Genomic DNA, 15,407 nt, shown 5'->3' on the forward strand with positions numbered 1-15,407 from the left:
TTTCTTAATAATTTCATCATTCTAATCTGTGAATTTAGCAATTCAAAGATAATAAAACTAAGTTTGTGAGGTAAGAGTATGAGTCAGAGACTTGCCAGATCAGTTTGACAAGAGGCTATGAGAAATTGTGCACCAAGCGGCTGAACAAATAGGAAAACAGCTTGCTCTGTTATGACTTAGCTGCCTGTTGGATAATTTGGGAAGCAACTTGCTGACTAAACTATTCTAATGAAGGTTTACTGCTACCTAAACACGTTTTGGGGCACTTTTGAGTTAGTAAGTGCCACGTGTAAAAATTCATCCTATGAAGGTTTTGGATAAAAGTGATTTAGGTTAAATACACTAAATCACTTTTTTAAAATTAGAAAAATCATCTTGAAATTTGAGTACTTGTTAGATAACTATCTAACCAACCTGTCGTAATCAGCTTTAACACCATTTGGGATAGATGCAGCATCAATTAGCTCAAGTACACTTTTTAGATTTCTTCTACAATTGCCATGACTAGATACACGACGGCCAATAATTGTGCTTCGAGTGATGGCTGACCTAATCAGAGTTGCAACCTCACGAGGAGAAAAGCTTCGAATTATATCGTTGTAATACGAAATGGCCGCATTAGATATACCATAGCCATTTCCAATTCGACAAGAGACTACGGTTTGCACGAAATGATCTTGAATTGTTTCTGGAATAGCTCCTTGCTGTGAGACTTCTAATAGCCTTTCAGCAAATGGTGGCTCATTGTAAAAATTATTCATTCCATTGTGCGCATTCCAGAGCCTATCAATTGCTCTTGAGAAAACAACATGTTGTTCAGACTCATTAAGTAAACCTAGTAACCCCAGTTTTTCAAAAAACTGTAGAGATGCCGTATGTTTATCTTCGAAACCTTTGGCAATGTAGTCTGAATGGCTATTGATTAAATCTGATTTTATTGTTGCCGTAAAACTACCGCTTAAGCCGCCACAAATATCTAAAGCATTTAATCTTGCTGGCTCAGCTGTTGCTGGATCACAATATACACCGTGAACCATATTTACTAGCATCTGCCTCTGTGCGTCATGTGTTGCAATTAACCTTTGAATCCAAATTTGGCATTGGTGGTCATTAAACCTAGGGCCTTTAACCGCAGAGATATACGCTCCAATATCGACTCCTCTTGGCGAAGATGAATCTGCTAAAGCGTAACGCACACATCTGTTTAGGAAAGTTGTAAACTCACGGTCATTGACAGTACCCATTGTAGGATGTGCAGCAGAGAAATTATTTCTTACATCCCTACATTGATCTAAAAAGAAAAAGCCATCTTCATCTATGATATTGAGCTTTAAGCAAAGATCTAATAGCTTACTATCTTGTAGTTCAAGAAGATGTTTTTCTTCAAAATCGCTTTGTTGGATTTGTGCAACAACAGCTAGGCCAAAGTTTCTAATCTTTTGGCGCAGCTGTAAAATTGCAGCATTCCATATGTAGTTCATAGCACCGTCAAATAAACCAGTACTGACAGCTACGCACATGCGTGCGACTAACTCTCCTCTTAAATCAGCTGGTATTTCACGTAACTCTCTAGGTAGGTCTTTCCACGCATATTCAATTTCTTCTTGGCTTGCTAATACACTTCTAGGTATACCAAGTGCCGTAGTTAGTTCATCAATAGCTGGTAAAACAGTATTTGGCAATGCGGGAAGGTTAACGTCTTCCTTAACAACGATATCGTTCATTCATACTCCGTTATATGAGAGGTAGCTGACGCTTTATAGTCAGAATTTTTACGTATATGCACTCAGCTTATGATGCTGTTGTCTGTTATGAAACTCAATCAGTATTAAGTTATTGTGTGATTCGCAAAAGAAATTCGGGAAAAAACAACGGAAGAGATCCAAAAATCTTCTGTACAAATGGGTTAGATTACTTGGTCTATTCGAGAGCGTTCTTTAAGCCTAAAAACTCACATAGATTCAACTCTCACCTATTATTGTTGGCACCAAAAAGTGTGAATCGTAAATTTATAATTCTCACTTTTTTTGTGATTTTTCTTTAAAATGTGTGAAAGTTGAGAAAACCTTATGGTAACTAATGTCTCACACCAATTTAAACAATAAAAGTGTAAGGGTGTACGAAGGCGTAGACCAATCTGAAAAGCCAATGATGCCATTGATCGCTATCAATACCACAGCTGGTACAGCATCTGAAATGACTCGTTTCTGTATCATTACTGACGAAGCTCGTCACATTAAGATGGCTATCGTTGATAAGCACACAACACCGCTTATCTCAGTAAACGATCCTGAGTTGATGCTTGCTAAACCTGCGTCATTAACTGCTGCAACTGGTATGGATGCGTTAACGCACGCAATCGAAGCTTACGTTTCAATCGCAGCAACGCCAATTACAGACGCTGTAGCAATTAAAGCAATCGAACTTGTGCAAGCGCACCTAAGAACAGCAGTAACGCACGGCGAAGACATTGAAGCTCGCGAGCAAATGGCTTACGCACAGTTCATGGCGGGTATGGCATTCAACAACGCTTCTCTTGGCTATGTTCACGCAATGGCGCACCAACTGGGTGGTTTCTACGATCTTCCACACGGTGTATGTAACGCTATCTTGCTTCCACACGTTCAACGCTACAACGCGCAAGTTTGCCCTGAGCGTCTACGTGATGTGGCAAAAGCAATGGGTGTGAATGTTGAAGGCATGACAGCTGAACAAGGCGCAGAAGCTGCGATCAACGCGATTGTTCAACTTGCAAACGACGTGAACATCCCAACGGGTATCGCGCAACTTGGTGCGAAACTAGAAGACATCCCAACCCTGTCTGATAACGCACTGAAAGATGCTTGTGGTTTCACTAACCCTAAACAAGCAACACACGAAGAGATCTCAGCAATCTTCGAAGCGGCAATGTAACCTAGAACCAAGTCACTTCTTATAGCTAAAACAAACGGGCTCACCTTCTGAGTCCGTTTTCTTTTATCTGTCCAGTCCCCTTCAAATCTTTGCCTCCTATCTAATCACTAAAAAGTCGCATTGTTGCAATCGCTTGGTTATAGTCAAACTATTGATATATAGAATAACAAACAGGTTCCATTGAGTCGTAGGATAGCTAGCACCTCATTATTGGCGTCACTCATTTCATACTCCGTTCAGGCAGAGGAACAAAATGAGTGCCACAGTCAGCCGTTAGAAGACGCCCCTGTCGAAAAGGCTTACCATTTCCTGAACAGTAAGTTTTGCCAACCCGCACTCTGGTTCGATAGCTTCTTTGTAGATGACCGAATAACTGAAGATGCCAGAGCTGGCACTTCTGTACGTTGGTATAACGATTTTATTTATTCTGAAGGTGGAGAGCTCGACTACTCGACCAAGCTCAATGCGCGTCTTCATCTTCCTTTTGTGAGTAAACGCCTAAAGTTGATCTACGAATCAGTCAGTGATGAAGATTTCTTGGATTTTTTTCCAAATGATTCCGATGAGTTGGAAAGTGCATTAGGCCTGCGTTACGACGCCTATGCCAAGGGTTATAGCAGCTTCAATATTAAGGCAACATTGCGGCCGCGCATTGAAGCTCGCTACCGATTTACCTACCCTCTCACCACCGACGCGGTATTCAGGCTTACCCAACGGGTATATCAGGAAAAACAAGAGACTGGCGAAATCACTGACATCGATTTTGATCTTTCTTTGAGTGATGATTTCTTGGCTCGATGGTCAAGCTTTGCGGGGTATAACGACGACCTTAAAGGTTGGAACTATGGTACGGGATTAACCTTGTATCACTACCTTGCTCAAGACCAAGCACTTCAATATAGCGCCACGATTAATGCAACGGATGAGCCTCATAATCATTACGAATACGCTCAGGTTTCGGTTACCTACCGACAAAACGTATGGAAAGAGTGGCTGTTCTACGAACTCATCCCTCGTTATCAATGGGAACGAGAACCCTATGAGAAACATACCGAAGAAGCCAACATCACCCTGCGGCTTGAAGTCCTGTTCAACAATGTGTAGCTCAATAATATCTAGTTAGTGTTTGTGAGATAAGTATCGAGAGATAAGAACAGAGGCACAAAAAAAGCACATCATGCGATGTGCTTTTCAGTTCAATCAGGCTGGGAGTGTAATCTTAACCTTTGTAATTTCTTACTCGCGCCGCTTCTGCTTCACGTTTATCGACAACCGTCTTACCGATTGGCGCTAGTGAGATAACCGCTAGCTTAAGGTGTTGAATCGCGAACGGAATACCGATGATAGTAATGAAACACGCCACAGCTGACATGATGTGACCAATTGCAAGCCAGATTCCCGCAAATAAGAACCAAATAACGTTACCAATCACACCTAGCGGGCTCGTACCGATATCCATTTCATTGGTTAGCTCGTCACGCGAAATCGCTTCCTGACCAAATGGGAAGAATGAGAAGTTACCCATCACAAAACACGCTCTACCCCATGGAATACCCACGATTGTTAGGAATGCGAGCAGTCCGAAGAACCACCAAGCTAGTCCCATAAATACGCCACCGAACAGAAACCAAATGATGTTTCCTATTGTTTTCATTCTGTATTCTCCAAATCTTTGAATGCTGTATATTTGATATGCCGAGTAAGGCAATGCTTGTTCTAATAGGTTCATTATTGTTGAACCTTTATGAACCGTTTATGAATCACTTACATTTTATGTGATTGATATACACCACGGTTCTCTAAATCTACATAGGGCTAAACCCATTTATTTGATACCATACACTTAGATTTTTAGTACCATAAAGCTAAACAGACACGACAACTAATTTAAGGCCGAATTTATGAATAACACTGAGCAACCTAAAAAGAAAATCAAAAACTGGGTGCCAATCGTCTTCTTCGGACTTCTCAGCACGGTTCCAGTGTTCATGTTCTTAGTCGATGTGTACATCAACCAGTATATGTAACAGAGCCTGTCATCCTAGCTGCATAAATGGATACCGGACCGATTTCCTGTATCCATTTCCATTAGGTCCATTCTTCTGTAATCAACTCAACTCTTCGTTAATCAAATCAGCTCTTCGTTAATAAAATCAAGAATGTCGATCAGCTCATGATCAGGCAGATTCAGCAAGTTATCCCCTACATACCATTCAATTTTACATTGGTTTGGCAGTTCGCTGATCGCTGGGTTTCCTATCCAAACCTTGTGTTTCTTCGCGATGTTATCTCTCACGATAATGCCGTCTTCGTAGCTCACAGGTAAATAGAGGTGAAGCATGTTGACCTGCGGTTGCTGCGGGTTAACCGTGAACTGAGGGTAATCTTGTAGTATTTGATAAACCTGTTTGGTGCGTTCGTATAAAGCAGGCATCAGTTCTAATCGCTCATCAAACTGCATTGCTGCTGAAACCACATAAGGCGTTCGGTGATAAACATTACCACCTTGGCGCTTCATCCACGCCGATGCTTTCGCGACAAAGGCTTTATCGCCCAGTAACAGTGAACCACCGAGGCCGTTCAGCCCCTTATAAAGCGAAACATAGGCACTATCAAAACCCTTAGCAATTTCGCTGTATGGCATTTGGTAATACGCGCCACATTCCCACAAACGCGCACCATCCATATGAAGATGAATCGATTGTTCTTTGCAGTATTGCTTTATAGCTTCAAGCTCTTCCCACTCTGGCAATTGACCACCAATTTCGCGCATCGGCAACTCATACAGGGCGGCTGCGATCTCATCAGGCCACGCCTTTAAGTCATCAACATTCCAAGTGCGAAATACGTTGCCGACTGGAAGCACGTTGAAACGATTTTGGAGCTGATACCCTTGGCGTTCATGGCGAATGATATGACTCGACTCATGCATCGCTACTACCGAGTTTCTTTTCTCTTGGCACGCAATTTCTAATGCTGTGGGTTGGTTCATAGTGCCGGTAATCACAAACACGGCGGCTTCATAACCAAGCAGTTCTGCGACCTTGTTTTCAAAGCTCTCGATAAACTCGCCATCACCGTAGGTGTCGTGCGACACATCATGTGTTTCGCACCATTCAGCCATTTGTGCGAAGGTTTGGGCTGGTGTTGGATCGAAGTGACCAGAAAGCAGCAAATTACATTGTTGACGCAAGTCCGTGCTCATACCTTTTCCTTTATTCATTGTCGTTCTATGTAGGGTGATTGAATTATTTACGTTAGCCTTCAACGGTGACATAAAGTACACCTATTCGCTTTTATTATTAGCGAATAATTAGTTTTACTCAGTCACCGGCTGCGTGTGCCGGAAATACTCAAATTGACGGGTGTTTTATATAATTAAGTCCCTAAAAACACGCGCTTCTAACTAGATAAGTATGGGCTAATTCGTTGTTGTTCAACCATTCTTCTATTATTGTATATCTATAATTCCAATAAATATTATTCGTTAATGGACAAAGAGGGCTATATGTCGAAAAATCGAGTCTTGGTGCTATTCGCCCACCCTTCTCAGCATCGCTCTGAAGCTAACAAACCCTTATTTGAGCAAGCCAAACGTATTGAAGGCGTCACCTGTGTCGACCTTTATGCTGAATACCCAACCTTCAAGATCAATATCGATCGCGAACAGAAACGCCTGTTGGACCATGACATCATCATTTTTCAGTTCCCACTATATTGGTACTCAACACCCGCAATTCTTAAAGAATGGCAAGACCTCGTCCTAGAATACGGCTTCGCCTACGGCGCCGATGGCAATGAACTACAGGGCAAAAACTTGTTATGCAGCATCACTGCAGGTGGTAAAAAAGATGCCTACCAAAGTGATGGCTATAACCATTTCACGATTCGAGAACTGCTTCACCCAATCGAACAAACCGCTTCTTTGTGTGGAATGAACTATCTTGCACCCTTTGCGTTATTTGGCTCGCGTACCGCGTTGGAAGAAAACCGCATTCAAGAGCATGTCGATAGCTATAAAGTGCTGTTAGAGGCGTTAGTTGCTGGCAAGATCAATATCAAGAAAGCCAGCAAAGCAGAAAAACTCAACCACTACGTAGAAGAACTAATGGCAGAGGTTAAATAATGACGGGATATTTTCTACAAGCGTTTATCTACTTAGTCGCAGCAGTTATTGCCGTGCCTATTGCCAAAAGACTTGGTCTTGGTTCTGTATTAGGTTACCTCATTGCTGGTGTTGTGATTGGCCCAATCATTGGCTTAGTGGGTGAAGAGACCACAACTATTCAACACTTTGCCGAGTTCGGTGTGGTTATGATGCTGTTCTTGGTCGGTCTTGAACTTGAACCTAAGATGCTTTGGGCAATGAGAAACCGACTTATGGGGCTGGGTGGACTACAAGTTGGTGGCACGACCGCGATTGTAATGGGTATCGCCCTGTTCTTTGGGCAGCCTTGGACCATTGCGCTGACTATCGGTTTGATCTTCGCACTGTCATCTACCGCGATTGTACTCCAAACCTTTAACGAAAAAGGGCTATCCAAAACAGAAGGCGGAAAGAACGCTTTCTCAGTCCTACTATTCCAAGATATTGCCGTCATCCCTATGTTGGCATTTATCCCTCTACTAGCCTTGCCAGAATTAATCGAAGCTGCACAAAGCGCGGTCGCTTCGGCTTCTGATCACCATGAAGAGTTAAGCCTTGTTGCTGGCCTACCGGGTTGGGCTTATGGCCTTGTGATCACAGCATCTATTGCGATTGTTGTGGTCGGCGGACACTTCTTGAGTCGTCCACTGTTCCGCTTCGTGGCAAGCTCAGGCCTGCGTGAAATCTTTACTGCAACCGCACTGATGTTGGTGATTGGTATTGCTGCACTGATGAGCCTAGTCGGCCTATCACCGGCTTTAGGTACCTTCCTTGCGGGTGTGGTTTTAGCAAACAGTGAATTCCGCCACGAGCTTGAGTCTAATATCGACCCGTTTAAAGGGCTGCTACTTGGCTTGTTCTTCATTACCGTTGGTGCTGGCATCAACTTTGATGTTCTATTCAACGACTTTGGTTCGATCATTGGCCTCACCCTTGGCGTTATGCTTCTTAAAGCCTTGGTGCTATTTACGTTGGCATTGATCTTCAAAATCAAAAACAGTGACCGTTGGCTGTTTACATTGAGCTTGGCACAAGCCGGTGAGTTTGGTTTTGTACTACTGAGCTTCTCAGCTCAAAACCACGTATTACCTGCTGACATCGTCCAAACATTGTCGCTGGTTGTGGCACTTTCAATGTTCCTAACACCAGGGCTGTTCATTCTATTTGATAAAGTGATTCTTCCTCGTTACGAACAAAAATCTAACGACCGCGAAGAAGATACCATCGAAGAGAAGGGTACCGTTATCATTGCGGGCATTGGTCGATTCGGTCAAATCGTTAACCGCTTGCTGGTGTCGAACGATGTCAATACGGTGGTTCTGGATCACCAAGCGAACCAAGTAGACTTACTGCGCTCTATCAATATCAAATCTTACTTTGGTGATGCGACACGTCACGACTTATTGCATACCGCCGGAATCGAAGAAGCCGCGATGCTAGTAGTAGCAATAGATAATCAAGACTCAAGCGTTGAGTTAGTGAAGTACGTTAAACACACCTACCCTAAAGTGAAAATCTTAGCCCGCGCATTCGACCGTGGTCATAGTTACCGCTTACGAGAAGCAGGTGCAGACTTTGTGGAATCAGAGACCTACCATTCTGCTCTTGAAATGGGCGCTGAAGCCTTGCGCTCTTTGGGTCATCACCCATTCTTCGTCGAGCAGCAAAAATCGACGTATCAACGCGTTGAGAACCGTAAGTCTGAAAAGCTTTACCAAGCTTGGTCTGAAGCGGAAGAGAATCCACGCTACGACAACAACTACCGACAAATCTTCATTCACCTTGAAGAAGCAATGAAAGAAGATATGAAAAAAGACCGTTCAGACAAACACTCTCGCTCTGAACGTGGTTGGACCCCACCACCGAAAGGCTATGCAGATGGCTTTGAGGAAGAAGAATCTTAAGCAGCATCTAGACTTCAGCTCTAGATAACCATGCAATTCAACCATCAAAAGCGGCTATTTAAGCCGCTTTTTCTTTCATTTATCCCCTACAAAACCTCAAATGAGCTTAAGTATCGAGTGCTGAAACTCGTAATCCGAGAGATTTGTGTGATCTAGCTAAAATTTTTAATTTCTGACCACATAGCAAAAGTGGATTCAATTTTTACATTATTGAAACATTCCAACCCTGCAAAAACCACACCATAAACACGGCTATATATGCACTCATTCCTGCCATTCAAGCACCCACCCAATTCATAGCGACCACTCTCTAAGGCTTGAATTACATTGCATATATCGAAATACGCCGCAAAAACCCTAACAAATTCATTCACCAACCAAATAAATAACGCACAGCATTCACAAATTCAAACCATCAAAATTAACATAAACATTTCAAAGTATGTCTATCGTTACAATTTGTAACGAATGGCGGTTGTCGGTATAGTCCTGCAATTCAAAAAGTGAGACCTTTGCGCTCACCTTAAAGGAGATATAATAATGATTACTAATGATGCTGTAATAATGGGCATGTTAGCTGTTATTCTTGGCGGTGTTTTTATCACGGAAAGTAGCCAAAATAGCGCACTGAAAAAATTCTACTCGTTCGTTCCGGGTCTATTGCTCTGTTACTTTGTTCCTTCTCTATTGAACAGCCTAGGCATCATCGACGCATCAAACTCAAAGCTGTACTTTGTTGCAAGTCGCTACCTATTACCAAGCGCACTCGTTCTACTGATCATCTCAGCTGACTTACGCAAAATCTTCGGCCTTGGCTCAAAAGCCGTCATCATGTTCCTAACGGGTACTGTCGGCATCATCATTGGTGGCCCTTTGGCGATTTTAATTATCGACCAAGTTAACCCTGACCTCGTATCTGGCGATGTATGGCGTGGCCTTACAACTGTGGCTGGTTCTTGGATCGGCGGCGGTGCGAACCAAGCAGCAATGAAAGAAGTGTTCGAGGTTGATGATCAGCTCTTCTCCGCAATGATTACGGTTGATGTTATCTGTGCGAACATTTGGATGGCCGTGTTACTTATCATGGCAGGTCGCCAGAAGAAAATTGATGCATGGTTAAAAGCAGACACATCATCTATCGAAGAGCTAAAAGAGACGGTTTCTAAATACCAAGAAGAGAACGCTCGCCCAACAACCACAACCGATCTCATGAAAATCACGGCAATTGCCTTCGGTTTGACGGGTTTAGCTCACTTATTCAGTGACATGATTGCACCGTGGATCTCAACCAATGCGCCGGAACTTGCGAAATACAGCCTAACATCCGGCTTCTTCTGGCTGATCGTAATGGTAACAACGTTCGCGCTGATCGCTTCATGCTTCAAATCTACACGCAGCCTTGAGCACAGCGGCGCGTCTAAAGTTGGTTCAGCGTTTATCTACATCCTAGTTGCAACTATCGGTATGCAAATGGATGTGACAGCTATCTTAGACAACCCAGGTTACTTCTTCATTGGTATTACATGGTTAACTATCCATGCCCTTCTGATGATTGTGATGGCGAAGCTAATTCGTGCACCATTGTTCTTTATGGCTGTAGGTAGCCAAGCTAACGTAGGCGGCGCTGCATCGGCACCTATCGTAGCGGCTGCATTCCACCCAGCATTGGCACCAGTAGGTATCCTAATGGCGGTATTGGGTTACGCTCTCGGTACATACGGCGCTTACATCTGTGGCCTCATCATGCAAGTTGCTGCTGGTTAATACGACTAGCGCCAACAATCTGCTGAATTTTAAATCCGATATTGGTTTGCCAATGTCGGATTTTTTATGCGCGTTATAAAGAGGTAATGAAACAGCAATTAAAACTTTAAGTTCATACTTATATTTAATGATTAGAACTTACCAAACAACTATTTCTACTTCCTTCCTAAACTACACTCGATTAATTACTATATTTCTACTGTCTTGGCATTGTTAACATTCAAAGAAATTTAACATCGGTTAAATTTATACATACATCTGTCATATTGCGTAGCAAGCCGTATGTGTTTAGCATCTACCCTCATAGAGAAAACGAAACTTAGAGATAGAACCCCCACGAAAAGGAAAGTGTGGCGACAAGCCAAGTCCTGCAAGATTGAAAGTCGCCATACTCCGAAACCGTATAACAATAAATATATGAATGGTTATAGAATGAAGTTATCCCAAATGACTTATCTCAAAGAACCGAACACTCCCACAAAGAACATTTTCCTCTAGGAGTAGAGATGAAGAATTGGAAAGTAAAATCGACAAAGCTAGTTAAAGGTCAGTACCTAGATTATCGAATCAGAGCGCAAAGCATAAACATTGACGCGAATGGGTTGTTAGAGTTTTACGACATGGGCATCGTTGTATCTAGCTTTAGCAGTGACGAATGGTTTATCTGCTACCACACCAATGTATTTGGCTACACCAAGAAAAGCTACTGTAACCCGTTTCAATTTGCTCACTGTAAACAACTCAAAGAGATAGAAGAAGCAAGGCAAGAGATTGTCACGAACTCGCCATTAGCGCTGTTTATTAAAAACCGAAAATGTAGACCAAATCCGGTTGGTAGAAAACCAAATTTTTAGTGAGTTTAAGTTACGAGGAATATACAGAATGAGAAATATCCTTGATAAATTTAAAAAAGACATTGGTGTTTGGTTATTTTTAACACTCATCTTTGGTTATTTTATCTACGCTTCATTCAATATATGTTGGAGTGACATATTCAGCTAATTGGCTAAAGCCATCCCAATTAATATCAAGCTTTAGCCTATTTAATATCATAAGGGAAATACAACTAGTCAAATAAAGACGCCAATTTATTTTCCACCACAGGGCTGATATTAAAGCTCAACATAAAATCTGGACGCACTTTTTCGTCTTTCTCAAGGTAATAGTTCGCTTCAATGCCAAATTTCCAAGGGCGTCCATTCAGAACCGTTGTTTTACTAACACTGATGTTTAACGGAATTTCCGCCTGATCCTTATTCCAGTCATAGGTGAATGTCGGCGCAGAGCCAACCGTCCAACCACCACCTAATATCTCTACCCAAAACACTTGTGTCGATGTCTTGTTGATTCGAGTATCAGAATGGTTGGCTCCGTCTCCAGAAACACCATACAAGTGATTTGGAAACATACCGACAACTCGCTCGCTACTCGCCTTCCCGACCATAAACTCTGGCCCGACAGCAAATTGATCCGCCGTTAAGTCACTATTGCCCGTTGGCAACGAAGCGAAGAGACCGAGCGCGACAATAGTACCGCCCTCCATTTTAGGCGCATAAGCTAAATCAAATGAGATGTCTGTAACGCCAGACTGATCCATATGCTGCGAGCCTGCTGGTGTGTCCACATGGAAATCGTTCTGTACATAAGAGATAGCTGGGCGGAAGATCACTTTGTCACCATTATCCATAGGGAATGGCAATGTCGGCTGCAATACGGTTGCGAAAGTATCCCCTCCACCATTGTAACCACCTGAATACTGGAGTTTTAGATTGAGGCTAGCGTAAGCTGTGTTTGGGTTTGCAAGTTCCTTTGCTGCCTGTTCTGCCGCTTGATCGCTTTCAGATTTCGAAATGTCGCCCTTAGCGCTAGCAAAATTCGGCGTTAATAATAGTCCAGTTATTATCAGTGCAAGTGGTTTACAAGCCATGAGCCCTCTCTTCAATAGTAAAACAATAAGATGTAACTGCTTATTGAGTATTTTAGAGATTACTAGGCAGTAAAATGGCCATTAAGTGACAGAGAGGTAAGTTAATCCTAGGTAGAATTTGGATACAAAAATGCCCCAAATCGCTTTGAGGCATTTTCAATTAATCAGGAAGCTCGGGAGTGTTTACTCCTTTGGCTTATTCCCAATCAAGAATTACTTTACCTGACATACCAGAGCGCATCATGTCGAAGCCTTTCTGGAAGTCGTCCACTTTGTAGTGGTGAGTAATGATTGGTGTTAGATCTAGGCCAGATTGAATCAATGAAGCCATCTTGTACCAAGTTTCGAACATCTCACGACCGTAGATACCTTTGATAACCAAGCCTTTAAAGATTACTTGGTTCCAGTCTACTGCCATATCTGATGGTGGAATACCTAGTAGAGAGATCTTACCGCCGTGGTTCATGTTAGTCAGCATGCTGTTGAACGCAGATGGGTTACCAGACATTTCTAGGCCTACATCGAAGCCTTCAGTCATGCCAAGATCAGACATTACGTCTTCAAGCTTCTCTTCCATCACGTTTACTGCACGAGTCACACCCATTTTCTTAGCAAGATCTAGGCGGTATTCGTTTACATCAGTGATTACAACGTGACGAGCACCAACGTGCTTAGCAACAGCTGCAGCCATGATACCGATTGGGCCAGCGCCAGTAATTAGCACGTCTTCGCCTACTAGGTCGAAAGAAAGCGCGGTGTGTACTGCGTTACCAAACGGGTCAAAGATTGAAGCTAGATCGTCAGAGATTTCTGCAGGGATCTTAAATGCGTTGAACGCAGGGATCACAAGGAACTCAGAGAACGCACCAGTGCGGTTAACACCAACACCTGTTGTGTTACGACAAAGGTGAGTACGGCCGCCACGACAGTTACGACAGTGACCACATGTGATATGGCCTTCGCCAGATACACGGTCGCCGATTTCAAAACCACGAACTTCTTGGCCTATGCCAATAACTTCACCCACGTATTCGTGACCTACTACCATAGGTACTGGGATTGTGTTTTGTGACCACTCATCCCAGTTGTAGATATGTACGTCAGTACCACAAATTGCGGTTTTCTTAATACGGATAAGAAGATCATTATGACCCATTTCAGGTTTTTCAACCTCGGTCATCCAAATGCCTTCTTCAGGCTTAAGCTTAGAAAGTGCTTTAATTTTCATAATGTTACCTAGTTCATCTCGCCTAACTGTAAGGCGAGAATCAAAAATCTATATATTCTACTGGGTGTTGCTCTATCTAATTAAAGGATGCTCGTGGCATCCCTTTAAAATTAGATGATACCCATGTCTTTACCAACTTGAATGAACGCATCGATTGCGCGGTCTAGTTGCTCACGAGAGTGTGCAGCAGACATTTGCGTACGGATACGAGCTTGACCTTTTGGTACTACAGGGAAAGAGAAACCTACAACGTAGATGCCTTTCTCTAGTGCGCGTTCTGCGAATTCAGCCGCTACTTTTGCATCACCAAGCATGATTGGGATGATTGCGTGATCTGCACCGCCCATAGTGAAGCCAGCTTCTTCCATGCGAGTACGGAAGTGAGCAGAGTTTTCCCATAGTTGAGTACGTAGGTCGCCAGATTCCGCAAGAAGATCTAGAACGCGGATAGACGCAGATACGATTGCAGGTGCAACAGAGTTAGAGAATAGGTATGGACGAGAACGCTGACGTAGCCAGTCGATCACTTCTTTCTTACCAGAAGTGTAACCGCCTGAAGCGCCACCCATTGCTTTACCTAGCGTACCAGTGATGATATCGATACGGTCTACAACGTTGTGGAACTCGTGAGTACCCGCGCCGTTTTCGCCCATGAAGCCCACTGCGTGAGAGTCATCAACCATTACTAGTGCGTCGTACTTGTCTGCAAGGTCACAGATAGCAGGAAGGTTAGCCACTACGCCGTCCATTGAGAACACACCGTCAGTTACGATTAGTGTGTGACGAGCGCCCGCTTCTTTAGCAGCGATAAGTTGCTGCTCTAGCTCTTCCATGTTGTTGTTCGAGTAACGGAAACGCATTGCTTTACACAGACGAACGCCATCGATGATAGATGCGTGGTTTAGTGCGTCAGAGATGATTGCGTCTTCTTTACCTAGAATTGTTTCGAATAAACCAGCGTTTGCATCAAAACAAGATGTGTAAAGGATAGTGTCTTCTTTACCTAGGAACGTAGAAAGCTTTTGCTCTAGTTCTTTGTGAGAATCTTGAGTACCACAGATGAAACGTACTGAAGCCATACCAAAACCGTGCTGATCCATACCATCTTTAGCTGCTTCGATAAGAGCTGGGTGGTTAGCAAGACCTAAGTAGTTGTTTGCACAGAAGTTTAGTACTTCTTCACCAGTCGAGATAGAAACCGCTGCTTTTTGTGCAGAAGTAATAATGCGCTCAGACTTGTAAAGACCTTCTTCTTTAACTTCTTCGATTTGAGTTTGAATCTGTTGGTAAAATGCAGAAGACATTGTCTCATTCCTTCCTAGTTATTATTTAGCAGCATCGCGCGCCGCTTTATGTAGGGATGTAAACGATCTCAACACGATCATTTACACTGTAAAACTTATGCCTATATTCTAGTTGAACATCCCCGTTCCGATTATCCCTTTAGTTGGAAAAACATTAATGAATTACAGGCACGAATAATAGTTCATCCCAGTGACACAGGGCACATTAACGCCCTTCACT

12 protein-coding genes and 1 pseudogene are annotated in these 15,407 nt (G+C 43.0%); 7 read left to right on the forward strand and 6 right to left on the reverse strand.

Features of this window, described 5'->3' with window-relative positions; all coding sequences use genetic code 11:
* Positions 1-401 precede the first annotated feature (401 nt).
* Positions 402-1,724: a hypothetical protein gene (locus MSG34_RS15995; protein ID WP_102559316.1), complete on the reverse strand. Its 1,323-nt coding sequence runs from the start codon at positions 1,722-1,724 to the stop codon at positions 402-404.
* Positions 1,725-2,118: 394 nt separating this feature from the next.
* Here MSG34_RS15995 and MSG34_RS16000 point away from each other — a divergent pair.
* Positions 2,119-2,913, forward strand: a pseudogene (locus tag MSG34_RS16000) (iron-containing alcohol dehydrogenase); the annotation flags it as partial.
* Between the two features lie 180 nt (positions 2,914-3,093).
* On the forward strand, positions 3,094-4,017 hold the full coding sequence (locus MSG34_RS16005; protein ID WP_248338466.1) for a hypothetical protein: 924 nt from the start codon (positions 3,094-3,096) through the stop codon (positions 4,015-4,017).
* Positions 4,018-4,132: 115 nt separating this feature from the next.
* Here the strand turns inward: MSG34_RS16005 and MSG34_RS16010 are convergent, their stop codons facing one another.
* Positions 4,133-4,567, reverse strand: a complete 435-nt coding sequence (locus MSG34_RS16010) for a YccF domain-containing protein (RefSeq protein WP_004730224.1) — start codon at positions 4,565-4,567, stop codon at positions 4,133-4,135.
* Between the two features lie 247 nt (positions 4,568-4,814).
* On the opposite strand from MSG34_RS16010, the gene MSG34_RS24210 reads away from it, so the two are divergent.
* Positions 4,815-4,940, forward strand: a complete 126-nt coding sequence (locus MSG34_RS24210) for a hypothetical protein (protein WP_017075772.1) — start codon at positions 4,815-4,817, stop codon at positions 4,938-4,940.
* A gap of 101 nt (positions 4,941-5,041) precedes the next feature.
* On the opposite strand, the gene MSG34_RS16015 is transcribed toward MSG34_RS24210, so the two are convergent.
* Entirely contained in the window at positions 5,042-6,118 is a 1,077-nt protein-coding gene (locus MSG34_RS16015; RefSeq protein WP_248338468.1) for a beta-eliminating lyase-related protein, read from the reverse strand.
* Between the two features lie 303 nt (positions 6,119-6,421).
* On the opposite strand from MSG34_RS16015, the gene MSG34_RS16020 reads away from it, so the two are divergent.
* From MSG34_RS16020 to MSG34_RS16035, 4 genes are all read left to right on the forward strand, one after another.
* Positions 6,422-7,039: an NAD(P)H-dependent oxidoreductase gene (locus MSG34_RS16020; RefSeq protein ID WP_248338470.1), complete on the forward strand. Its 618-nt coding sequence runs from the start codon at positions 6,422-6,424 to the stop codon at positions 7,037-7,039.
* Entirely contained in the window at positions 7,039-8,964 is a 1,926-nt protein-coding gene (locus tag MSG34_RS16025; protein ID WP_248338472.1) for a monovalent cation:proton antiporter-2 (CPA2) family protein, read from the forward strand. Before MSG34_RS16020 ends, MSG34_RS16025 begins: the two co-directional genes overlap by 1 nt.
* A gap of 540 nt (positions 8,965-9,504) precedes the next feature.
* Positions 9,505-10,728 (forward strand): DUF819 family protein, encoded by a 1,224-nt coding sequence (locus MSG34_RS16030; protein WP_046223963.1) that lies wholly within the window; start codon positions 9,505-9,507, stop codon positions 10,726-10,728.
* A gap of 506 nt (positions 10,729-11,234) precedes the next feature.
* Complete coding sequence (locus MSG34_RS16035; protein ID WP_048608772.1) at positions 11,235-11,582, forward strand: hypothetical protein; 348 nt, start codon at positions 11,235-11,237, stop codon at positions 11,580-11,582.
* 212 nt (positions 11,583-11,794) lie between these two features.
* On the opposite strand, the gene MSG34_RS16040 is transcribed toward MSG34_RS16035, so the two are convergent.
* The 3 genes from MSG34_RS16040 to MSG34_RS16050 all read right to left on the reverse strand — a co-directional run bounded on the left by MSG34_RS16040 (position 11,795) and on the right by MSG34_RS16050 (position 15,187).
* Positions 11,795-12,655: a hypothetical protein gene (locus MSG34_RS16040; protein WP_248338475.1), complete on the reverse strand. Its 861-nt coding sequence runs from the start codon at positions 12,653-12,655 to the stop codon at positions 11,795-11,797.
* A gap of 196 nt (positions 12,656-12,851) precedes the next feature.
* Entirely contained in the window at positions 12,852-13,883 is a 1,032-nt protein-coding gene (tdh, locus tag MSG34_RS16045) for an L-threonine 3-dehydrogenase (RefSeq protein WP_248338477.1), read from the reverse strand.
* A 110-nt stretch (positions 13,884-13,993) separates the two neighbouring features.
* Entirely contained in the window at positions 13,994-15,187 is a 1,194-nt protein-coding gene (locus MSG34_RS16050) for a glycine C-acetyltransferase (protein ID WP_017064793.1), read from the reverse strand.
* Positions 15,188-15,407: the final 220 nt, after the last annotated feature.

Origin of the sequence: Vibrio sp. 1CM2L, assembly GCF_023161695.1 — a bacterium.
Taxonomy (GTDB): Bacteria; Pseudomonadota; Gammaproteobacteria; order Enterobacterales; family Vibrionaceae; genus Vibrio; species Vibrio coralliirubri.